This window comes from Pseudomonas sp. PL-6, from assembly GCF_054110165.1.
The window spans coordinates 2803211-2824684 of record NZ_CM134189.1 but is presented as its reverse complement, the minus strand read 5'-3'; the positions used below and the strand labels follow the sequence as shown (position 1 = coordinate 2824684).

21 protein-coding genes and 1 pseudogene are annotated in these 21474 nt (G+C 68.3%); 9 read left to right on the top strand and 13 right to left on the bottom strand.

Annotated features, from left to right (window positions below):
- Positions 1 to 25 precede the first annotated feature (25 nt).
- Entirely contained in the window at positions 26 to 778 is a 753-nt protein-coding gene (locus tag ACW9UL_RS11885; protein WP_457787120.1) for a sulfite exporter TauE/SafE family protein, read from the top strand.
- 30 nt (positions 779 to 808) lie between these two features.
- Here the strand turns inward: ACW9UL_RS11885 and ACW9UL_RS11880 are convergent, their stop codons facing one another.
- Positions 809 to 1663, bottom strand: coding sequence for a LysR substrate-binding domain-containing protein (locus ACW9UL_RS11880; RefSeq protein ID WP_021444561.1), 855 nt, complete (start codon positions 1661 to 1663; stop codon positions 809 to 811).
- A gap of 97 nt (positions 1664 to 1760) precedes the next feature.
- Here ACW9UL_RS11880 and ACW9UL_RS11875 point away from each other — a divergent pair, with 97 nt between their 5' ends.
- The 3 genes and pseudogenes from ACW9UL_RS11875 (at position 1761) to ACW9UL_RS11865 (ending at position 3994) form a co-directional block, all read left to right on the top strand.
- Complete coding sequence (locus tag ACW9UL_RS11875) at positions 1761 to 1994, top strand: DUF1127 domain-containing protein (RefSeq protein ID WP_457787119.1); 234 nt, start codon at positions 1761 to 1763, stop codon at positions 1992 to 1994.
- 252 nt (positions 1995 to 2246) lie between these two features.
- A pseudogene (locus ACW9UL_RS11870) lies at positions 2247 to 2729 on the top strand (DUF3291 domain-containing protein).
- Between the two features lie 32 nt (positions 2730 to 2761).
- Positions 2762 to 3994 (top strand): winged helix-turn-helix domain-containing protein, encoded by a 1233-nt coding sequence (locus tag ACW9UL_RS11865; protein ID WP_457787118.1) that lies wholly within the window; start codon positions 2762 to 2764, stop codon positions 3992 to 3994.
- 14 nt (positions 3995 to 4008) lie between these two features.
- Here ACW9UL_RS11865 and ACW9UL_RS11860 read toward each other — a convergent pair whose 3' ends face one another.
- From ACW9UL_RS11860 to ACW9UL_RS11835, 6 genes are all read right to left on the bottom strand, one after another.
- On the bottom strand, positions 4009 to 5355 hold the full coding sequence (locus ACW9UL_RS11860; RefSeq protein WP_397497269.1) for a class II 3-deoxy-7-phosphoheptulonate synthase: 1347 nt from the start codon (positions 5353 to 5355) through the stop codon (positions 4009 to 4011).
- A 120-nt stretch (positions 5356 to 5475) separates the two neighbouring features.
- Positions 5476 to 7263 (bottom strand): N-acyl-D-amino-acid deacylase family protein, encoded by a 1788-nt coding sequence (locus ACW9UL_RS11855; RefSeq protein WP_457787117.1) that lies wholly within the window; start codon positions 7261 to 7263, stop codon positions 5476 to 5478.
- On the bottom strand, positions 7260 to 8000 hold the full coding sequence (locus ACW9UL_RS11850; RefSeq protein ID WP_457787116.1) for a sulfite exporter TauE/SafE family protein: 741 nt from the start codon (positions 7998 to 8000) through the stop codon (positions 7260 to 7262). Before ACW9UL_RS11850 ends, ACW9UL_RS11855 begins: the two co-directional genes overlap by 4 nt.
- Positions 8000 to 8782 (bottom strand): SDR family NAD(P)-dependent oxidoreductase, encoded by a 783-nt coding sequence (locus ACW9UL_RS11845; RefSeq protein WP_457787115.1) that lies wholly within the window; start codon positions 8780 to 8782, stop codon positions 8000 to 8002. The genes ACW9UL_RS11850 and ACW9UL_RS11845 overlap by 1 nt, the downstream gene beginning before the upstream one ends.
- Positions 8782 to 9708: a bile acid:sodium symporter family protein gene (locus ACW9UL_RS11840; RefSeq protein ID WP_457787114.1), complete on the bottom strand. Its 927-nt coding sequence runs from the start codon at positions 9706 to 9708 to the stop codon at positions 8782 to 8784. The genes ACW9UL_RS11845 and ACW9UL_RS11840 overlap by 1 nt, the downstream gene beginning before the upstream one ends.
- 2 nt (positions 9709 to 9710) lie before the next feature.
- On the bottom strand, positions 9711 to 11039 hold the full coding sequence (locus ACW9UL_RS11835) for a flavin-containing monooxygenase (RefSeq protein ID WP_021444506.1): 1329 nt from the start codon (positions 11037 to 11039) through the stop codon (positions 9711 to 9713).
- A gap of 137 nt (positions 11040 to 11176) precedes the next feature.
- Between ACW9UL_RS11835 and ACW9UL_RS11830 the strand changes: the two genes are divergently transcribed.
- Positions 11177 to 11956, top strand: coding sequence for a spermidine synthase (locus tag ACW9UL_RS11830; protein WP_457787113.1), 780 nt, complete (start codon positions 11177 to 11179; stop codon positions 11954 to 11956).
- A 116-nt stretch (positions 11957 to 12072) separates the two neighbouring features.
- Here the strand turns inward: ACW9UL_RS11830 and ACW9UL_RS11825 are convergent, their stop codons facing one another.
- Positions 12073 to 12864: a crotonase/enoyl-CoA hydratase family protein gene (locus tag ACW9UL_RS11825; RefSeq protein ID WP_457787112.1), complete on the bottom strand. Its 792-nt coding sequence runs from the start codon at positions 12862 to 12864 to the stop codon at positions 12073 to 12075.
- Between the two features lie 359 nt (positions 12865 to 13223).
- Here ACW9UL_RS11825 and ACW9UL_RS11820 point away from each other — a divergent pair, with 359 nt between their 5' ends.
- A complete protein-coding gene (locus tag ACW9UL_RS11820) occupies positions 13224 to 14906 on the top strand; it encodes a DEAD/DEAH box helicase (RefSeq protein ID WP_522731728.1) in 1683 nt (560 codons plus the stop codon).
- 147 nt (positions 14907 to 15053) lie between these two features.
- Here ACW9UL_RS11820 and ACW9UL_RS11815 read toward each other — a convergent pair whose 3' ends face one another.
- On the bottom strand, positions 15054 to 15821 hold the full coding sequence (locus ACW9UL_RS11815; RefSeq protein ID WP_457787110.1) for a DODA-type extradiol aromatic ring-opening family dioxygenase: 768 nt from the start codon (positions 15819 to 15821) through the stop codon (positions 15054 to 15056).
- Between the two features lie 103 nt (positions 15822 to 15924).
- Here ACW9UL_RS11815 and ACW9UL_RS11810 point away from each other — a divergent pair, with 103 nt between their 5' ends.
- Positions 15925 to 16584: a thiopurine S-methyltransferase gene (locus tag ACW9UL_RS11810; protein WP_457787109.1), complete on the top strand. Its 660-nt coding sequence runs from the start codon at positions 15925 to 15927 to the stop codon at positions 16582 to 16584.
- 91 nt (positions 16585 to 16675) lie between these two features.
- Here the strand turns inward: ACW9UL_RS11810 and htpX are convergent, their stop codons facing one another.
- The 3 genes from htpX to ACW9UL_RS11795 all read right to left on the bottom strand — a co-directional run bounded on the left by htpX (position 16676) and on the right by ACW9UL_RS11795 (position 19308).
- On the bottom strand, positions 16676 to 17548 hold the full coding sequence (htpX, locus tag ACW9UL_RS11805) for a protease HtpX (RefSeq protein ID WP_021442895.1): 873 nt from the start codon (positions 17546 to 17548) through the stop codon (positions 16676 to 16678).
- Positions 17549 to 17637: 89 nt separating this feature from the next.
- Positions 17638 to 18090, bottom strand: coding sequence for a hypothetical protein (locus ACW9UL_RS11800; protein WP_457787108.1), 453 nt, complete (start codon positions 18088 to 18090; stop codon positions 17638 to 17640).
- Between the two features lie 6 nt (positions 18091 to 18096).
- A complete protein-coding gene (locus ACW9UL_RS11795) occupies positions 18097 to 19308 on the bottom strand; it encodes a pyridoxal phosphate-dependent aminotransferase (protein ID WP_021442893.1) in 1212 nt (403 codons plus the stop codon).
- Between the two features lie 279 nt (positions 19309 to 19587).
- Here ACW9UL_RS11795 and msrB point away from each other — a divergent pair, with 279 nt between their 5' ends.
- Positions 19588 to 19983 carry a peptide-methionine (R)-S-oxide reductase MsrB gene (msrB, locus tag ACW9UL_RS11790; RefSeq protein WP_021442892.1) on the top strand — a complete coding sequence of 132 codons (396 nt, stop codon included), beginning with the start codon at positions 19588 to 19590 and terminating at the stop codon, positions 19981 to 19983.
- 40 nt (positions 19984 to 20023) lie between these two features.
- Here the strand turns inward: msrB and ACW9UL_RS11785 are convergent, their stop codons facing one another.
- Positions 20024 to 20203 carry a PA1571 family protein gene (locus ACW9UL_RS11785; RefSeq protein ID WP_021442891.1) on the bottom strand — a complete coding sequence of 60 codons (180 nt, stop codon included), beginning with the start codon at positions 20201 to 20203 and terminating at the stop codon, positions 20024 to 20026.
- A 147-nt stretch (positions 20204 to 20350) separates the two neighbouring features.
- On the opposite strand from ACW9UL_RS11785, the gene ACW9UL_RS11780 reads away from it, so the two are divergent.
- On the top strand, positions 20351 to 21466 hold the full coding sequence (locus ACW9UL_RS11780; protein WP_021442890.1) for an ATP-NAD kinase family protein: 1116 nt from the start codon (positions 20351 to 20353) through the stop codon (positions 21464 to 21466).
- Positions 21467 to 21474: the final 8 nt, after the last annotated feature.

The following is a 21474-nucleotide window of genomic DNA, read 5'->3' as shown; positions in this document are numbered from 1 at the left end:
CATGCGCCCATTGCCTGGAGGTGCCATGAATCTGCTCGATCTTTCGCTGAATCTGTTGCTGGGCCTGAGCCTGGGCACCTTGGGCGGGCTGTTCGGCATCGGTGGCGGGCTGATCGCCATTCCGGTGCTCGGCGTGCTGTTCGGCCTGGATCAGCAGCTGGCCCAGGGTACGGCCCTGGTGATGGTGGTGCCCAACGTGATGCTGGCGCTGTGGCGCTACCACCAGCGCAACCGCATCGATCCGCGCCACGCACTGCTGCTCGGCGGCTCCAGCCTGCTCTGCGCCTGGCTGGCCTCGCTCTACGCGGTGGGGCTGGAGGCGTGCACCATGCGCTGGGCCTTCGTCGGCTTCCTGCTGGCCCTGGCCGCCTACAACCTGCTGCGCATGTCGATGCGCCAGGCGCCGGCCAGCGCCGAGCTGCGTCATCCCTGGGGCTGGTTCGGCGCGCTGGGCGGAGTCTCCGGCGCCATGGGCGGGCTGTTCGGCGTCGGTGGTGCGGTGGTGGCCACGCCGGTGCTGACCAGCCTGTTCGGCACCAGCCAGGTGGTGGCCCAGGGGCTATCGCTGTCGCTGGCGCTGCCCAGCACCGGGGTGACCCTGCTGACCTACGCGCTGCACCAGCACGTCAACTGGTGGATGGGCGTGCCCCTGGCGGTGGGCGGGCTGCTCAGCATCAGCTGGGGCGTGCGCATGGCCCACGCGTTGCCGGAGCGCCTGTTGCGCAGCCTGTTCTGCGGTTTTCTGCTGGTCTGTGCGGCGCTGCTGGCCCTGGAGTAGCAGCGGCGGGCGCTGCTGGATTGCCTCCGGCTACAGGCGAAAGCCCTCGACTATATGCTCGGCCAGGCACTCGGTGACCGGCGACTGGCTGGCCTCGTTGCGCAGCAGCACGATGCTCGCCGAGGGCATGGCCGGCAGCCCCTCGGCCTCGCCGATGATGCGCATGTCCGGGGTGATCAGGCTCTGCAGCTGCGCGGTGATCGCCAAGCCGGCGCTGACCACCGCCATGATCGCCGACAGGCTGGGGCTGGTGTAGGCGATGCGGTACTCGCGCTCCATGGCGTCCAGCGCATTGCACGCCCAGGAGCGGCAGAAGCATTGCGAGTTGAACATCGCCAGCGGCAGCGGCTCCTGTTCGTGCGGGCTGAAGCCCTGGGCCTCGGCCCAGACGATGCGCTCCTGGCGCAGCAACTGGCCGATTTCCTTGCCCGGTTCGCGAGTGACGATGGTCAGGTCCAGATCCTGGCGCTGCAGCAGCTGGAACGAGGGTTCGCAGTGCAGCTCGACCTGCACCATGGGGTAGGCCTGGGCGAAGCGCGAGAGGATGCCGGGCATGAAGCGCATCACGTAGTCGTCCGGCGTGCCGATGCGCACGGTGCCGACCATGTGCGGCTCGCGCAGGGTGGTCAGCAGCTCGCCGTGCAGCTTGAGGATGCGTCGGGCGTAACCGAGCAGCAGCTGGCCCTCGGCGGTCAGGCTGACCTGGCGGCCGTCGCGCTGGAACAGCGGGCGCTGCATCACGTCTTCCTCGAGGCGCTTCATCTGCATGCTCACCGCCGATTGGGTGCGGTTGACCGCCTCGGCGGCGCGGGTGAAGCCGCCCTGGTCGACGATGGCGACGAAGGTACGCAGCAGTTCGCTGTCGATGCTTGGGTACAGGGCCATCCATCAATCTCCCAGATGCAGTGCATAAGAAACATTCGTTGGATTGATCTTAAGCCCGGCGCGAGACTGGCGCCAACCCCACAGGGAGGGCAAAGAGATGAAAGGTCAAAAAGGTTATGCCGTCGCTCAGCCGCTGCACTTCGCCGCTCCGCGCCTGGGCGCCCGCTTGCTGTCGATGGCGCGTCAGTTGCGCCGCTGGTGGCAGCTGGCCGAGCAGCGCCGCCGTCTGGGCATGCTCGACGATGCCGCGCTCAAGGACATCGGCCTGAGCCGCGCCGATGCGCTGCAGGAGAGCGAGCGGCCGTTCTGGGACGATCCGTTCAAGCGCTGAGAGCCTGTTCAAAGGCTCGCGAGCTAGAGCAATGCAATACCGATGGCGGCCCCGCCAAAACAGGCGAGGGCCGGTCGGAGTCGCGCTCGACTTTACGAGCTGTAAATGAGCAGCCCGAGCCTGTTTTTAACGCAGCAGTGCCGACTCACAGCAGACTTTGAAGCGGTTCTGAGGCCGTGGCGCTGTGGGGCTCGCCGGCTCGGCAGCGCAGCCCAATAACCGCATCATGTAATGGATAGACAAGGAGTGCCCATGCCCGGTTACCACCTGGCCCAGCTGAACATCGCCAACCTGGCGGCGCCGCTGGATTCGCCGCCGCTGGCCGATTTCGTCGCCAATCTGCAGCGCATCAACGCCCTGGCCGAGGCCTCGCCGGGCTTCGTCTGGCGCCTCGCGGACGAGGGAGGCGACGCCACCGCGTTGCGCCCGTTCGGTGAGGACGTGCTGGTCAATCTGTCGCTCTGGCGCGACGTCGAGAGCCTGAGCGACTAAGTCTACAAATCGGCCCATCGCGAGATGCTCAAGCGCCGCCGCGAATGGTTCGAGCCGGTGGCGCAGGCGCATCTGGTGCTCTGGTGGGTGGCGGCCGGACAGCGGCCGAGCCTCGAGGAGGCGGCCGAACGTCTGCAGCGCCTGCGCCGCGAGGGGCCGACGCCTGCGGCCTTCAGCTTTCGCCAGCGCTTCCTGGCGCCCGACGCGCAGCCGTCGTTGCCACTGGAGCTGGCGCGCGACTAGTCTGGGCGCATCGCCACACCAGGGACGGCCCCATGCTCGATTCACTTTCCCTCGCCGAAGCCCGGCGCCTGGTACTGGCTGCCCAGGGCTTCGGTCGTGCCCCGCGCGGCGCCGTCGGCCGGCGTCAGTTGCTGAGCCAGGTCGAGCGCCTCGGCGTGCTGCAGCTCGATTCGGTCAACGCGCTGGTGCGCTCGCACTACCTGCCGGCCTTTTCCCGTCTCGGCCACTACGCGCCCGAGCTGCTCGACCAGTTGGCCTGGGGCAAGCCGCGTCAGCGCGCGCTGTTCGAGTACTGGGGCCACGAGGCCTCGCTGTTGCCGCTGGAGATACATCCCCTGCTGCGCTGGCGCATGCGCCGCGCGGCGCAGGGACGCGGCATCTACCGGCAATTGGCGGAATTCGGCGCACAACGCGGTGAGGTGATCGCCCGGGTGCTGCAGGCGGTGCGCGAGCAGGGCGCGCTGGGCGCCGGCAGCCTGTCCAGCCGCCAGCAGCGCGCCGGCCCCTGGTGGGACTGGAGCGAGGAGAAGCACGCGCTGGAATGGCTGTTCGCCGCAGGCGAAGTGACGGTGGCCGGACGCCGCGGTTTCGAGCGCCTGTACGACCTGCCCGAGCGGGTGATTCCCGCCGCCATCCTCGCGCAGGCGGAGCCGGACGAGGCCGAGGCGCAGCGCCACCTGCTGTTGCGCTCGGCCGCGGCGCTGGGGCTGGCCACGGAACAGGATCTGCGCGACTACTACCGGCTCGACGCCGCCGACTGCAAGGCGCGTCTGGCCGAGCTGGTCGAGGCCGGCGCGCTGCGGCCGCTGCGCGTCGAGGGCTGGAAGGCGCCGGGCTACTGCCTCGGCGAGCCGAGCATCCCGCGCAGGATCGAGGCCAGCGCGCTGCTGTCGCCGTTCGACTCGCTGATCTGGGCCCGCGAGCGCACCGAGCGGCTGTTCGGCTTTCGCTACCGCCTGGAAATCTACACCCCGGCGCACAAGCGCATGCACGGCTACTACGTGCTGCCGTTCCTGTACCAGGAGCGCCTGCTGGCCCGTGTCGACCTGCGCAGCGAACGGGCGCAGGGTCGTCTGGCGGTGCATGCCGTGCATCTGGAGGCGGCGTGGCCGAGCGAGGACGCGCTATGGGCGCTGGCCGGCGCGCTGCGAGCGCTGGCGCAGTGGCTGGGGCTGGACGGGGTGGCGCTGCACTGCCGCTCGCAGCCGGCGCAGCGCTTGCGCGGGGCCTTGCTCGAGACCTGGCCCGGATTGCCGCCGGGCTAGGGCACTGATGTCTCCTAGCGGCGTACCTGCTTGAGCGTCTCGGCGATCATAAAGGCCAGTTCCAGCGACTGGTCGGCGTTCATCCGTGGGTCGCAGTGGGTGTGATAACGGTCCGACAGGCTGTCCTCGGTGACCGGGCGGGCGCCGCCGATGCATTCGGTGACGTTCTGCCCGGTCATCTCGATATGGATGCCGCCGGCGTGGCTGCCTTCGGCCTGGTGCACGGCGAAGAACTGTTTGACCTCGGCGAGGATCTGCGCGAAGTCGCGGGTCTTGTAGCCGCTCGAGGCCTTGATGGTGTTGCCGTGCATCGGGTCGGAGCTCCACAGCACCTGGCGGCCTTCGCCCTGCACCTTGCGCAACAGGCGCGGGAAGTGCTGCTCGACCTTGTCGGCGCCCATGCGCACGATCAGGTTGAGGCGGCCCGGGTCGTTGTCCGGGTTGAGTACGTCGATCAGGCGGATCAGCTCGTCCGGGTCCATGCTCGGGCCGACCTTGACCCCGATGGGGTTCTCGATGCCGCGCATGAACTCGACGTGGGCACCGTCCAGCTGGCGGGTGCGGTCGCCGATCCACAGCATGTGCGCCGAACAGTCGTACCAGCGCCCGGTGAGGCTGTCCTGGCGCACGAAGGCCTGCTCGTAGTTCAGCAGCAGCGCCTCGTGGGCGGTGAAGAAGCTGGCTTCGCGCAGCTGCGGCGCGCTGTCCATGCCGACCGCGCGCATGAAGGCCAGGGTCTCGTCGATGCGGTTGGCCAACTGGTGGTACTTCTCGGAGAGGGCCGAGTTGGCGATGAAGTCCAGGTTCCACTGGTGCACCTGGTGCAGGTCGGCGAAGCCGCCCTGGGCGAAGGCGCGCAGCAGGTTGAGGCTGGCGGTGGCCTGGTGGTAGGCCTGCAGCAGGCGCTCCGGATCCGGCACGCGGCTGGCGGCGTCGAACTCAATGGCGTTGACGATATCGCCGCGGTAGGCCGGCAGGGTGACGCCATCGATGGTCTCGCTGCCGGACGAGCGCGGCTTGGCGAACTGGCCGGCCATGCGCCCGACTTTCACCACCGGACAGCCGGCGGCGAAGGTCATGACGATGGCCATCTGCAGCAGCACCTTGAAGGTGTCGCGAATCTTCGCCGCGGAAAACTCGGCGAAGCTTTCGGCGCAGTCGCCGCCCTGCAGGAGGAAGGCGCGGCCCTGGGTGACCTCGGCGAACTGCCGGCGCAGCTCGCGCGCCTCGCCGGCGAACACCAGCGGCGGGTAGCCGGCCAGGGTCTGCTCGACCCGGTCGAGGTGGGCGGCATCGGGGTATTCGGGTTGCTGCTGGATGGGTTTGGCTCTCCAGCTTGCGGGGCTCCAGGCGTGCGACATGCGGCGTCTCTATCGGCTAATCGGACAGACCTGCATGGTAACCGATAAGCCCGCTGGCCGTAGGGTGTGTGGGCCCGCCAGGCCGTGCGCACCGAGGGCCGGGTGCGGTGCGCGCGCAGCCTAGGCGGTGGTCGGCTGCAGGTCCGCCGCCGGCTGGCGGCGCGGCAGCACCTCGCGGCCCGGCAGGAAGCGCCCGTAATCCTGCGTCTTGCCCAGCTCCTCGGGGTATTCCAGGCCGCGGCGGTAGGCGATGCGGCCGTTGATCAGGGTGGCCTCCACCGCCGCGTCGTTGCGCTTGACCACCCGCGTCAGGCCGAGCACTTCCATCGGCGCCTCGGCGATGGCGTCCAGCTCCTCGGTGAGCCCCTCGGGGTTGACGATCACCAGGTCGGCGCGGTCGCCGACGCGGATATAGCCGGCGTCCACGCCGATAAAGTCGGCCAGCTCGCCGCTACAGCGGCGCACCGCCTGGCCCAGTTCCATGAAGGGCTCGCCGGCCAGTTGCGCATCGCGCACGTACTTGAGAAAACGCAGCGGGAAGTTGTACTGGGCGATGGAGCGCAGGTGCGCGCCGGAATCGGCGAAGCCGGGGTGGGTCCAGGGGCTGGCCAGCAGCTTGCGCATGATCGGCTCGCGATCGTTGCCGTAGCAGGTGCTCCACTTCAGCGCTTCGCGGTACTGGCAGGCCAGCTCGAAGTAGGCGTCCACCGCGTCCAGGCCGCGGCTCTCGCCGAGCTGCCTGAAGTTCTGGCCGACCAGGCTGGCATCCGGGCACTCGGTCACCCAGCAGTCGGAGAAGTCGCGGTGCCACAGGCCCTTGGTCAGCACCGCCTTGACCTGCTGCTTGAACAGGGCGCGGAACGCCGGTTCCTTGACCTTGGCGTAGAGCTCGTCCGGGTCCCTGATATTGCGCAGGATCTCGCCGGCGCCGAACTCCTCGAAGGCGTTCACGTTGAGCCCTTCCAGGCGCAGGGTGAAGGGCGCCGGCAAGGTCTGCCAGCGGAAGTGGCCGCGCAGCACGCGGTTGGCCAGCCAGCCGGAGAGGCGGGTGAAGCGGTGCAGCAGCGGCTGCGACTTGAGGTCCAGGGCGGTCAGCATGGTGCACTTGAGCGGCTTCCTGAACCAGCCGTGGGCCTGCCAGAGGAAGGCGAACACGTTGACCTTGGTCACCGCGTTCGGCGCGCCCTGCAGCACCGCGCCACGGCGGCGGAGGATGGCGAACAGGCGCGAGAACTCCTTCCAGCTGGCGAAGGTCGAGGGCAGCGGGCTGGACCAGGCGCGCTCGCCGTCCATCTTGTCCAGGCGCGTGGTCATCACCGACAGGCCGATGCAGCCGGCGTCCAGCGCCTCCTCCAGCAACTGCTCCATGCGCTTCAGCTCGGCCTCGCTCGGCGCCACCTTGCTGGTGGCGCGCGTGAGGCCCATCACCGCCACGCGCAGCTCGGAGTGGCCGAGGAAGGAGCTGACGTTCGGGCCCAGTGCATGCTGGTCGTAGAAGGCGCGGTAGCCGGCGGCGTCGCGCCAGCTCTTCTTCTCCTGGAGGATCGGCAGCACGTATTCGCGCGGCACCGCCTCGACGCGGGTGAACAGGTCCGAGCAGTCCTCGGCGTCGGCCAGCACCATGCTGATCGAGCAGGAGCCGATGGTCACGCTGGTCACGCCGTGGCGCACCGACTCCTTGAGCGCCGGCGCGGCGATCACTTCGGCGTCGTAGTGCGAGTGGATTTCCAGAAAGCCCGGGGTGACCCACTTGCCGGCAGCGTCGATCACCTCGGCGCCGCGCTCATCCAGCGGGCTGAGGCTGAGGGTGTCGATGCGGCCGTGCTTGATGCCGATATGGCGCAGCGCGCCGGGGGCGCCGCTGCCGTCGAAGTACAGGCCGTTGTTGATGACGATGTCGAAACTCATGCGAGGCTCCAGGGGGCCAGCAGCAGAACGCCGGTGACCAGCAGCAGGCAGTAGATGGCGAGGCGGAAATGGCGCTCGTCGAAGCGCCGGTGCAGGCGTTCGCCCAGCCACAGGCCGAGCAGCAGCAGCGGGGCGTAGGCGAGCACCTGGGGCAGGGCCGGCTGCAGGCGGCCGTCGAGCAGGAAGGCGGCGGTCAGCAGGCTGTTGAGGCTGAACCAGACCGTCACCAGGGTGGCGCGAAAGCGTGCCTTGTCCAGCGTCGTGCCGGCCAGGCCGTAGACCAGCAGCGGCCCGCCGGAGGCGAACAGGCCGTGGCTGAGGCCGGCGCCGAGGGTAATAGCGCGGGTCAGCCAGGCCGGGCGCAGCGGTAGCGCCGCGGCATGGCGCAGGCGCCACAGTTCGCGCCCGGCGAACCACAGGATCAGCAGGCCGAAGCCGCGCTTGAGCAGCGCCGCGTCGAGATAGGGCAGCAGCAGGTAGCCCAGCGCTGTGCCGGCGAGCATGCCCGGCAGTATGGTGCCGAGCAGCAGCGGGCGGTCGATCTGCGCGCGGTGGCGCCACACCAGGTAGCCGGTCATGCCGATGTTCAGCGGCACCAGCACCGGCAGCAGCTGGTCGATGGGCAGCAGCAACGCACCCAGCGACAGGGCGATCACTATGCTGCCGAAACCGGTGACTGCCTCCAGGGTGTAGGCCAGCAGGATAAAGGCGCCGAGGGCGTAGGGGGCGAAGGCCATCAACCCAGCTCCCCGGCGAAGCGCCGGCTCATCTGCCGGTAGTAGAGGGCCGGGGCGACGCGCCAGAGCAGGCTGGCCAGCCAGCTGCCGCGATCCGGAAACAGGCGCTCGCGGCGCGCGGCCAGGGCCTTGAGGATTTCTCCGGCCATCCAGTCGGCGCCGCGAATGCGGCCTACAGTCGAGCGCGCATGGCCGGCCGGCTGGCCGTCGCCGCCCAGGGCGTTGCGCTCGATGGGGGTGTCGAGAAAGCTCGGGTAGACCATCAGCAGGCCGATGCCGTCGCGGCCGATCTCCGCACGCAGCACCTCGAAGGCCTGGCCCAGGGCGCTTTTCGCCGCGCAGTAGCCGGCGCGGCCGAGCACCGGCATCCAACCGGCCATGGAGCCGATGGCGACGACCTGGCCGCGGCTCTGGCGCAGCAGCGGCAGGGCGGCGAGGGTCAGCTCCAGCGGCGCATGGTAGTCCACCGCCATGACCTTGCGCAGCACCGCCGGGGCGGTGCACACGGTGGGCGAACGGTGGGTGATGCCGGCGTTGTTGAGCAGCACGTCGAGGCGGCCGAATTGCGCGCGGCAAGTCGCCAGCAGCTGCTGGTGCAGCGCCGGATCGGTGATATCGCCGGCCACGCCGAGCACGCGCGCTTGGCCCAGCTCCCCGACGCGCGCGGCCAGGCCGCTCGCGTCGATATCGGTGAGCAGCAGGGCGTCGCCGCGGGCGTGGCAGGCGCGCGCCAGTTGCCAGCCGAGGCCGCTGGCGGCGCCGGTGATTAGGACGACTCGCATCATTTTTCTCCGAGAGCGATCAGCGGGGCTGTGAGTGGCGGCGGCGGGCGGCGCGACCAGAACCAGGCCAGGGCCAGGCCCGAGACCAGGTGCCAGCAGCCCCAGAAGGCGGCGATCAGCAGCATGCCGCCGGCCTGGGGGAAGAAGGTGAAGATGATCACCAGGCCCAGCGCCGAGTTCTGGATGCCCACCTCCAGGGTGATGGCACGACGTTCGGCGGCCGCCAGACCGCTCAGCCGCGCGCTGAGGTAGCCGATGCTCAGGGCCAGGGCGTTGTGCGCCACCACCAGCCAGAAGAACAGGTGGAAGTGCGTGGTGAACTGCTCGAGGTTGCGGCTGAAGGCCAGGGCGACGAAACCGAGCATCACCAGCAGGGCGAACAGGCGCAGCGGTTTTTCCACCTTGAGGGTCAGCTGCGGAAAGCGCCGGCCGACCCACATGCCGGCCACCAATGGCAGACCCAGCACCAGCAGCACCAGCAGGAGCAGGCCGAGCGGGTCGAGGGCGATCTGCGTCAGCAGCGGTCGGGTGTACGGGTTGAGCCAGGCGTACAGGGCGAAGTTCAGCGGCGTCAGCAGGCTGGCGGCGAGGCTGGACACCGCGGTCATGCTTACCGACACGGCGACGCTGCCGCGCGCCATCCAGGTCATGATGTTGGAGAAGCTGCCGCCGGGGCAGGCGGCGATCAGCGCCATGCCCAGGGCCAGTTCCGGCTGGATGCGCAGCGCCCAGCAGGCCAGGCAGGTCAGCGCCGGCAGCAGCACGAACTGCGCCAGCAGGCCGATCAGCGGCGCCTTGGGCGCGCGGGCGATGCGGCGGAAGTCCTCGGCGCGCAGGTCGAGCGACACGCCGAACATCATCAGGGCGACGATCAGGTTGATCAGCACCAGGCTGCTGGGGTCGAAGGCGATAGTGACGGCTTCCACGTTCAGGCTCCCTGGGCGGCCGGCACGGCGCCGGCGGCCAGCTCGCGGCGCAGCGCCGCGCTGTGGGTGGCGATGCGCTGACGATAGCTGTCCTTGTGCACGTAGTAGGCCATGCGCTCCAGATCCAGGTACCGGTAGCCGCCGTCCAGGCGCTGCCCGGCGCGTTCGCGCTTGAGCCGGCGCAAGGCTTCGGCCGCCGGACTGCCGGCCTGCAGCTGACGGATGTACAGGGCCACCAGCTCGGCCTGCTCGTCGCGGCCCTGCCAGCCGAGACCGGAGGCCTCGACCATGCCGAGCATGAACAGGTCGTCGCGCTCGGGGTGGAAAACGTTGAGGTACAGCTGCGGCGCGCCGGCGCCCTGCGGCCAGTTCAGCTCGCCGCGTTCGATAAAGGGATAGTCGAGCTTGTAGCCGGTGGCCATCAGGATCAGGTCGTACTCGGCCTGTTCGCCGTTGGCGAAGCGCACGCTGTGGCCGTCCACCGCGACGATATCGCCGCGGGCGCGGATATCGCCGTGGCCGAGGTGGTGCAGCACCAGCGAGTTCATCACCGGGTGCGACTCGTACAGGCGGTAGTCCGGATCCGGCAGGCCGTACTGCGACGGCTTGCCGACCAGGGCGCGCACCAGCAGGCCGTCGACCAGCTGCTTGAGCCGGCGCGGCAGCTTGATCGCGCCGCCGAAGGTGTCGGTGGGCTTGCCGAGAATGAACTTGGGCAGGAAGTAGTAGCCGCGGCGCACCGACAGATCCACCGAGGCGGCGCGGTGCACGGCATCCACCGCGATGTCGCAGGCCGAATTGCCGCAGCCGACCACCAGCACGCGCTTGCCGGCGAAGAGCTCGGCGCTCTTGTAGGCGCAAGAATGCAGCAGCTCGCCGCTGAACTCGCCCGGCAGCGCCGCCAGGTTCGGCGTATGCAGGGTGCCATTGGCGATCAGCACGCCGTCGAAGCGCCATTCGCGGCGCTCGCCATGGCGCTCGCTGATCAGCTGCCAGCCTTGGTCCAGGCGCTGCAGCTGCACCACTCGGGTGTCGAACTGGTAGTGCGGGTACAGGCCGAACTGCCGCGCGTAGTCGCGGAAATAGCGGCGCATCTCGCTGTGGTGCGGGTAGGGCGCCACCTCGGCGCGCATGGGAAATTCGCTGAACTCGGTGGTGCCCTTGGAGGAAATCAGGTGGGCCGAGTGGTACATGGTGCTGTGCGGGTTGTCGATGTCCCACAGGCCGCCGACATCGCTGTGCAGCTCGAAACCGACGAAGTCGATGCCGTGCTTCTTCAATTGCCGGGCCGTGCACAGGCCCATGGGACCGGCGCCGATGATGGCGTACATGGCGAACCTCGTTATTGTTATGAGTGAGCAGCGCAAGTGCTGGAATTATCGCGTGACCGGGGGCGGCCGCTTCAATGACAATCGGCGCCTTTGCCCCGTCGCTTCTGGTGCGGGATGTCACTGCTGGAGGGAGAGCCATGTCGGGATTGCCGCCGAGCGACGAGTTGCAGATGCAGGACGAGGTGCTGCTGGCCGAGGTGCGCGATGCCTTCGGGGTGATCCGCGTGGTGCAGATCGGCGCCTACCGCTTCCTCGAGTTCGGCGAGGCCATCGAGCAGAGCTGCGTGTTCGCCGGCGACCCGAGCTGGCTGGAGTACGACTACACCCGCGCCATGCTGCTCGGCGCGTTGTGCCACGATGCGCCGGAGACCGCGTTGTTTCTCGGTCTGGGCGCCGGCAACCTGACCCAGGCCTGCCTCAAGTTCCTGGCCCTGGAGGACGTCGAGGCCATCGAGCTACGCCCCGACGTGCCGCGTCTGGCCATGGAGTTTCTCGGCCTGGATGACGACCCGCGGCTGACCATCCGCATCGGCGACGCCACCGAGCTGCTCGGCAGCGCCGAGACCGCCGACCTGATCTTCCTCGACCTCTACACCGACCAGGGGCCGGGCGCCGGCCACCTGGCCTGGCGCTTTCTCGAGCGTTGCCGGGAAAAGCTCAACCCCGGCGGCTGGCTGATCATCAACCAGTGGGCCGGCAACGACGGCAAGCCGCTCGGCGCCGCGCTGCTGCGTGGGCTCTACCACCGCCACTACTGGGAATGCCCGGTGAAGGAGGGCAACGTGGTGCTGCTGATCCCCGCCGACCTCGACCAGCAACTGGATCGCGGCCGCCTGCAGGCTCGCGCCGGCGAACTGGCGCCGCGCCTGGGCTACTCGCTGCAGCCCTTGATCGAGGCGTTGCGCCCGGCCACCTGAGGCGCAGGGCAGGGGGGATGTCGCTGTCTGCAGCCACCAGAAGCGGTGGATCGGTGACGCGCGATCCACCCTACGCAAGCCTGGCTTGCAGGCCGTCATGCATCGGCTGGTTCCGCTCAGCGCCCCTGAAAATTCCCCGGACGCCGTTCGAGCATGGCGCGCACGCCCTCGGCGGCGTCCTCGCTGGCCATCAGCTGCTTGACCGTGCCGTGCAGCGCGGCCGCCGCCGCGGCTTCGCCCTCGCGCACCGCCTGGCGCGCCGAGGCCAGGGTGGCGCGCACGCCCAGCGGCGCCTGCGCGGCGATGCGTTCGGCCAGGTGCAACGCTTTGGGCAGCAGTTCCTCGCTGGCCAGCACCTCCTGCACCAGCCCCAGGCGATAGGCCTCGTGAGCGTCGAACTCGTCGCCGGTGAGCAGCCAGCGCATGGCGTTGCCCCAGCCGGCCTGCTGGTGCAGGCGCAGGGTGGCGCCGCCGAAGGGGAAGATGCCGCGCTGCACCTCCATCTGGGCGAAACGGGTGTTGCTGGCGCACAGGTTGATGTCCGCGGCCAGCATCAGCTCGATGCCGATGGTGTAGCAGTAGCCCTGCACCGCGAGCAGCACCGGCTTGCTCACCCGCGGCCCGCCGAACACGCCCCAGGGGTCGCAACCGCCCGCGGGAATCTGCCAGCCGGCGGCGAACTGGGCGGCCACCTTGGCCAGGTCGAGTCCGGCGGTGAAGTGCTCGCCATGGGCGAACACCAGCGCCACGCGCGCCTCGTCGTCGCGCTCGAACTCGCCGTAGGCCCGGCACAGGTCGTCGAGCATGTCGAGGTCGAAGGCATTGCGCTTGGCCACCCGGTCGAGGCCGAGCAGCAGGATGTGGCCGCGTTTTTCGCGGCTGACGCGGCCGCGGTCGGAGGAGGTCATGAGGATGATCCTTGGCTCGTGGAGGAGGTCGCAGGGATATAGCCGGCCGCCGCGCGCTTGTCCATGGCGGCGACCGTTTGGCAGCGCACGGCCGGGGAAACTGCAAAAACCGCCACCCGCGTCAGGAATTTCCGGTATAGTGCGCGCCGGCCAATTCTCTGGCCACGTTCAGGTAGCGCAATTCGCCCGAAGCTCGACTTCGGCAGCCAGTCCCGCAGCGGACTATCCTTGACGATTCACTTTTCATCACGTCTTCGCAAATCCCCGCCGAACCAGGCTGCCAGGGTGACCCACAAGGTCTTACACGGCATGCGCAGCTTTGGAACATGGGTCTTTGCGGATGCACTAGAGGCAGACCCATGACCCAGGAAATCGGCGGCTTCGCCGCGCTCGGACTTCACCCCAATATTCTCGCCGCTCTGACCGCCGTCGGTTACGAAGAGCCTTCGCCGATCCAGGCGCAGGCCATTCCGGTGATCCTCGCCGGCCATGACATGATCGGCCAGGCGCAGACCGGCACCGGCAAGACCGCCGCGTTCGCCCTGCCGCTGCTGTCGAAGGTCGACCCGGCCAAGCGCGAGCCGCAGGTGCTGATCCTCGCCCCGACCCGCGAGCTGGCCCTGCAGGTGGCCACCGCCTTCGAAACCTACTCCAAGCAGATGCCCGGCCTGAACGTGGTCGCCGTCTACGGCGGCGCACCCATGGGCCCGCAGCTCAAGGCCATCCGCCAGGGCGCGCAGGTCATCGTGGCCACCCCGGGCCGTCTGGTCGACCACCTGCGTCGCGACGAGAAAGTGCTGTCGACCATCCAGTACCTGGTGCTCGACGAGGCTGACGAGATGCTCAAGCTGGGCTTTATGGACGACCTCGAAGTGATCTTCGAGGCCATGCCGGAAAGCCGCCAGAGCGTGCTGTTCTCCGCGACCCTGCCGCACTCGATCCGCGCCATCGCCGAGAAGCACCTGCGTAACCCGCAGCACATCAAGATCGCCTCCAAGACCCAGACCGTGACTGCCATCGAGCAGGCGCACCTGATGGTCCACGCCGACCAGAAGCACGCCGCCGTACTGCGCCTGCTGGAAGTCGAGGAGTTCGATGCGCTGATCGGTTTCGTGCGTACCAAGCAGGCCACCCTGGACCTCGCCGCCGCGCTGGAAGCCAAGGGCTACAAGGCCGCCGCGCTGAACGGTGACATCGCCCAGAACCAGCGTGAGCGGGTGATCGATTCGCTCAAGGACGGCCGCCTGGATATCGTCATCGCCACCGACGTGGCCGCCCGCGGCCTCGACGTGCCGCGCATCACTCACGTGATGAACGTCGACATGCCCTATGACCCGGAATCCTACGTGCACCGTATCGGCCGGACCGGTCGTGCCGGCCGTACCGGTCGCGCACTGCTGCTGGTGACCCCGCGCGAGCGCCGCATGTTGCAGGTGATCGAGCGCGTCACCGGGCAGAAGGTCGGCGAAGTCAAGCTGCCGAACGCCCAGCAGGTGCTGGATGCGCGGATCAAGAAGCTCACCAGCAGCCTGGCGCCGCTGGTGGCCGATGCCGAAGCCAGTCATGGCGAGCTGCTCGACCGCCTGACCGCCGAAATCGGCTGCAGCCCGCGCGGGCTGGCCGCCGCCCTGTTGCGCAAGGCTACCAACGGCCAGGCCCTGGATCTGGCCAGCGTCGAGCGCGAGCAGCCGCTGGTGCCGGGCGCCGGTGGTGCGCCGCGCGAGCGTCGTGAGCGTGATGGCGAGCGCAGCACTGAGCGCGGTGAGTACCGCGAACGTCGCGCGCCGCTGCCGTTGACCGAAGGTCGCGTGCGCTGCCGTACCGCGTTGGGCACGCGCGACGGTATCGCCGCGAAGAACCTGCTCGGCGCCATCCTCAACGAGGGCGGCCTGGCTCGCGAAGCCATCGGCCGTATCCAGATCCGCGAGACCTTCAGCCTGGTCGAGCTGCCGGAAGATGGCCTGGATCGCTTGCTCGGCAAGCTCAAGGACACCCGCGTTGCCGGCAAGGCCCTGAAGCTGCGCCGCTACCGCGAGGATTGATCGCGCAGCGATAAACGAAAAGCCCCGCCAAGTGCGGGGCTTTTTCGTTTCTGGCCTGTAGCCCGGATGCAGTCCGGGGCCGATGGGCTTGCCAGGCGCGTAGCCTGGGTTGAGCGCAGCGATACCCGGGCAAGGCCCTGCGCCTGTTCAGCCGAAGCGGTAGATATCCATGCCCAGCGCCCCGTAGGTGAAGCCGGCGTGCTCCAGCTTGAAAGCGCCGCCGGCGCCGCGGGCGAAGAACAGCGGCAGCAGGTGCTCGTCCGTGGGGTGGTTGCGCGCGGCGTGCGGCGCCAGCTGGCGGTAGCGGCGCAGGGCGTCTTCGTCGTCGGCTTCGAGTTGGGCCACCATCCAGTCGCGAAACTCCCTGGCCCAGGGGGTGACGACCTCGGGGCCGGCGCGCCAGTCGAGTTCACCGAGGTTGTGGGTGATGCTGCCGGAGCCGATCAGCAGCACGCCCTCGGCGCGCAAACCGGCCAGGGCGCGGCCGACGCGGGTCTGCAGCTCGGGGCCGAGCTGGCTGGGTAGCGACAGTTGCAGCACGGGGATGTCGGCGGCCGGGTACAGCAACGACAGCGGCACCCAGGCGCCGTGATCGAAGGGGCGCTGCGGGTCGAGCGCGGCGGGCAAGCCGGCATCGCTCAGGCGCTGGGCAATCTCTGCCGCCAGCGCAGGCGCGCCGGGGGCCAGGTACTGCACGGCATACAGGGCGGGCGGAAAGCCGCCGAAGTCGTGCCAGGTTTGCGGGCGCCCGGCACTGGTCAGTTGCAGGCGATCGCTTTCCCAGTGGGCCGAGACCACCAGCACGGCGCGCGGGCGCGGCAACTCGGCCGCCAGGCGGGCCAGGGCCGGGCCGCTGGCGCCCGGTTCGAGGGCGAGCATGGGGGAGCCGTGGGAGATGAAGAGCGAAGGCAGCATGGTGCTAACTCCTGGAGTAGGATGCTGCCATCTTGGTGGCTGGACCTATCCGATACCAGCATAAATTCTTGAGCCTTATCATCGATTTACCTGGAGGTTTTGCGTGCACGAAGGTTTTTGGCAGGAGCGCTGGGCGCGCGATCAGATCGGTTTTCACCTGGATCAGGTCAATCCCTACCTGCAACGGCACTGGCCGGCGCTGGCGGTGCCTGTGGGCGCGCGAGTGCTGGTGCCGCTGTGCGGCAAGAGCCTGGACTTGGCCTGGCTGGCCGGCCAGGGCTATCGCGTGCTGGGCGTGGAGCTGGCGGAAAAGGCCGTGCAGGACTTCTTCGCCGAGCAGGGCCTGCAGGCCGAGGTCGTCCGGCACGGGGCGTTCAAGCTCTACCGCGCCGGCGCGCTGGAGCTGTGGTGCGGCGATTTCTTCGCCCTGCGCGCCGAGGACGTCGCCGATTGCCAGGCGCTGTTCGATCGCGCCGCGCTGATCGCCCTGCCGCCGGCGATGCGCGAGCGCTATGCGGCGCACTTGACGGCGATTTTGCCGGACGGTTGCCGCGGCCTGCTGATCACCCTGGATTACGCCCAGAGCCAGATGGACGGGCCGCCCTTCGCCGTCGGCGACGACGAGGTGCAGCGGCACTTCGCCGCCGCCTGGCAGGTGCAGGAGCTGCAGCGCGAGGACGTGCTGGCGGGCAACTGGAAGTTCATCCGTCACGAGCTCAAGGCGCTGGACGAGGTGGTCTATCGGCTGGAGAAGCTTGTGTAGGCTGCACCACGCGCGCCGCCAGGGATGCTGCACGCGGCCCTATGAAGCAAAAAAGGCGACCCGCAGGTCGCCTTTTCTTTGTTGCTTGCGATCAACCCAGGCGGCGCAGCGCCTCGATGCGATCTTCCAGCGGCGGGTGGCTCATCAGCAGGCCGGCCAGGCCGTTCTTCAGGCCGCCGTTGATGCCGAAGGCAGTCAGGCTGTCCGGCATGTTCACCGGTACGCCCTGTTCGGCGCGCAGGCGCTGCAGCGCGGCGATCATCGCGCCGGTGCCGGCCAGGCGGGCGCCGGCTTCGTCGGCCTTGAACTCGCGTTTGCGCGAGAACCACATGACGATGATGCTGGCCAGGATGCCCAGTACCAGCTCGGCGAAGATGGTCGCGACGAAGTAGCCGATGCCGTGGCCGTCCTCGTTCTTGAGGATGGCCTTGTCGACGAAGTTGCCGAAGATGCGCGCGAAGAACATCACGAAGGTGTTCACTACGCCCTGGATCAGCGCCAGGGTGACCATGTCGCCGTTGGCCACGTGGCCGATCTCGTGGGCCAGCACCGCGCGCACTTCATCCGGGGAGAAGCGCTCGAGCAGGCCCTGGCTGACGGCGACCAGCGCGTCGTTCTTGTTCCAGCCGGTGGCGAAGGCATTGGACTCGTAGGCGGGGAAGATACCGACTTCCGGCATCTTGATCCCGGCTTCGCGCGACAGCTCCTCGACGGTCTGCAGCAGCCACTGTTCGTGGCGGGTACGCGGCTGGGTGATGATCTGGGTGCCGGTGCTCATCTTCGCCATCCACTTGGAGATGAACAGCGACACCAGCGAGCCGGCGAAACCGAACACGGCGCAGAAAATCAGCAGGCTGCCATGGTTCTGGCCGGTGAAGCGATCGACCCCCAGCAGTTTGAGGGTGATGCTGGCGATGATCAGCACCGCCAGGTTGGTGGCCAGGAACAACATAATGCGCATCATGGTGTGAACGGACTCCTCACGGGGAAAGACGTACGAGTAATGCGGGCTATATAAGGGCGCGCCCCCCAGGGTTTCAACCAGCGACTATTTCAAACTATGTCGCTTGAACCCTGCAGATTGCTCTCGAACAGCAGGCGGGTCAGGCGCGCGGTACGTTCGCCGTGTTGCTGGGCCAGCGCCTCGCGCAGTTGGAAGGCCAGGGTAGCATGCACCCGGCGCACGCTGGGCGGTAGCGCCTGGCCCTCGCCCACGGCGTGGGGAATGGCCCGCGACAGGCGCAGGAAACCCTTCTCGGTCAGCACCGCCTGGTCCAGCGCGTCGTAGGCGATGGTCGACTCGAAGCGCAGATAGCCTTCCTCGGCCAGCCACAGCAGGGCGCCGAGACAGGCCTGGTGGCGCTTGCTCGGCAGGCCGAACTCGTCGGGCTCCTCGCGGCCGATCAGGTCCTCGACGTACAGCGCCAGCTTGCGCGGGAAGGCCTGATAGAGCAGCAGCAGGCCGCCGGCGGCGTCCTTGTAGAAGTCGTCGATCTGCAGATCCATGCCGGCCTACTGGCTGTAGCCCTTGAGGAAGTTGCCGATGCGGCCGATGGCCTGCTCCAGGTCGTCGACCCTTGGTAAGGTGACCACGCGGAAGTGATCCGGCCAGGGCCAGTTGAAGGCGGTGCCCTGGACGATCAAGAGTTTCTCCGACAGCAGCAGGTCGAGGACGAACTTCTCGTCGTTGTGGATCGGGCAGACCTTGGGGTCGATCCGCGGGAAGGCGTACAGCGCGCCCATCGGCTTGACGCAGCTGACCCCGGGAATGTCGTTGAGCAGTTCCCAGGCGCGGTTGCGCTGCTCGAGCAGGCGGCCGTTGGGCAGCACCAGGTCGTTGATGCTCTGGTAGCCGCCGAGCGCGGTCTGGATCGCATGCTGGCTCGGCACGTTGGCGCACAGGCGCATATTGGCCAGGATGTCCAGGCCCTCGATATAGCTCTGCGCTTTGTGCTTGGGCCCGGAGATGGCCACCCAGCCGGAACGGAAACCCGCCACCCGGTAGCTCTTGGACAGGCCGTTGAAGGTCAGGCACAGCACGTCCGGCGCCAGCGAGGCGGTGCTGATGTGCACGGCCTCGTCGTAGAGGATCTTGTCGTAGATCTCGTCGGAGAACAGCACCAGGTTGTGCTGGCGCGCCAGCTCGACGATATCCAGCAGCACCTCGCGCGAATACACCGCGCCGGTGGGGTTGTTCGGGTTGATCAGCACCAGGGCCTTGGTGTTGGGGGTGATCTTGGCGCGCATGTCGGCGACATCGGGGAACCAGCCGGCCTGCTCGTCGCACAGGTAGTGCACCGGCTTGCCGCCGGACAGCGCCACCGCGGCGGTCCACAGCGGGTAGTCGGGGGCCGGGATCAGCACCTCGTCGCCGTTGTTGAGCAGCGCCTGCATGGCCATCACGATCAGCTCGGAGACGCCGTTGCCGAGGTAGATATCCTCGATACCGACGCCTTCCACCTGCTTCTGCTGGTAGTACTGCATCACCGCCTTGCGCGCGCTGAACAGGCCCTTGGAGTCGCTGTAGCCCTGGGCGGTGGGCAGGTTGCGGATGACGTCCTGGAGGATTTCCTCCGGCGCCTCGAAACCGAACGGCGCCGGGTTGCCGATATTCAGCTTGAGGATGCGCTGGCCTTCCTCTTCCAGACGTTTGGCGTGCTTGAGCACCGGCCCGCGGATGTCGTAGCAGACGTTGGCGAGCTTGTTCGATTTGCTGACCTGCATGTAAGGGATCCCGAGCGATGGATAACCCGCCGAAGCACGCTGCAAAAGTCTCGCGACGGAGAATCTTGGCAGCCTGTAACGCGGGTGACAGACTGGCGTCGAATCATACGTGGCGGCCTGAGCGCGGCAAAGGTGCCAGTCCGGCTTTTTTAAGCGAGGATGCGCCCAGCTCGCGGCCAGGTAGCAGCGGCTTCCGCCGCGAACTCAACGCGCCCCGCGTACAACCAAGGCCAGCGCTGTCACGCATCGCCTGGCTTTTATCGAGGAGGAACCCTGCCCGTGGACAAACTCGACAAACCCCTGGAGGCCTGGCGCGAGGAACTGTCGCAGGAGCAGTTTCATGTCTGTCGCCTGGGCGGCACGGAGCGGCCCTTTACCGGCGAGTATCACGACAGCAAGACGCCGGGGGTCTATCACTGCGCCTGCTGCGGCGAGGCGCTGTTCGATTCCGACGCCAAGTACGACTCCGGCAGCGGCTGGCCGAGCTACTTCCAGCCGGTCAGCGACGAGGCGATCGCCCGGCTCGACGACTTCAGCCATGGCATGCACCGCATCGAGGTGAAATGCGCCAAGTGCGACGCCCACCTCGGCCACGTGTTCCCCGACGGGCCGCGGCCGACCGGGCTGCGCTACTGCATCAATTCGCTGTCGCTGAAACTGCTGCCGCGCGCTTGAGGGAGCGCCAGGCGCCTGATCTGCCTGGCGCCTGGCCGCCTCAGCCTTGCCGCCGGGACTGCTGCTGAGCCTTTTCCAGCTCGGCGCAGGCCTGCTGGATCATGCCTTCGGTGATCGGCACTTCGCGGCCCTGGCCATCGATGATAAAACCGCCCACCGGCATCTGCGGATGCTTGACCGGGGTGGTGGGGCGTTGGGCGGCAGTGTCGTGCAAGCTCATGGCCTGTCTCCTCATCAGTGATGCGCGCCAGTCTAGAGCGGCTAGATGAAGGCGCGGTGACAATTGCGACGGTGCTGCTCCGTCACAAAACACATAGCAAAGGTCGTATTGCAGGCGGCGTGCCAGCCTGTCTCGAACGAGGAATTCATGTCGCGTTTCCATATAGGTCTGATCATCAATCCGCTGGCCGGCCTCGGCGGCCCGGCGGCGCTCAAGGGCAGCGACGGCGTGGCCGGACAGGCGCTGGCCCTGGGTATCGAGCCGAAGGCGGCGCAGCGCACCCGCACCGCGTTGGAGCAGTTGCTGGGATTGCGCGAACGCATCGAGTTCGTCAGCTACCCGGGCGCCATGGGCGGCGATCTATTGGCGCAGCTGGGCTTCGCCCATCGCCTGCTGGGCGAGTTGGGCGCAGGCGCCACCACCGCCGAAGACACCCGCCGCGCCGTGCGGCAGCTGCAGGACGCGGGGGTGGCGTTGATCCTGTTCGCCGGTGGCGATGGCACGGCGCGGGACGTCTGCGCCGCGGTCAGGCAAGGGCAACCGGTGCTGGGCATTCCGGCCGGGGTGAAGATCCAGTCCGGCGTCTACGCCATCAGCCCGCGTGCCGCCGGCGAGCTGACCGCGCGCCTGGTCGAGGGTGGTCTGGTGCGCCTGACCAGCGGCGAGGTGCGCGATATCGACGAAAATGCCCTGCGCGAGGGCCGGGTCACCGCGCGCTGGTACGGCGAACTGTGCGTGCCGCAGGAGGGCGGTTATGTGCAGGCGGTCAAGCAGGGCGGGGTGGAGTCCGAGGAGCTGGTGCTGGCCGATCTCGCCGCCTGGCTGGAGGCGCAGTGGGAGCCGGGCGTGCGCTATGTGTTCGGCCCCGGCTCGACCCTGCACGGCCTGGCGCAGAACCTGGGGCTGGACACCACGCTGCTGGGCGTCGATGTGATCGAAGACGGCCGGGTGATCGCCCGCGACGTCAACGAGGCCGAGCTGCTGGCCCTGGTCGACGGGCATCCGGCCTATCTGCTGGTCACCGCCATCGGCGGCCAGGGCCATATCCTCGGCCGTGGCAACCAGCAGATCAGCCCGCGCGTGCTGCGCGCCATCGGCCTGGAGCGCCTGCGCGTGGTGGCCACCAAGCGCAAGCTGGCCACGCTGGAAGGCCGCCCGCTGCTGGTGGACAGCGGCGAGGTGACCCTGGACGACGCCTTTCCCGATGCCGTGCGGGTCTGGGCCGGGTATAAGGAAGAACTGCTGTATCCCTTGGCTCGATAGGAGATCGC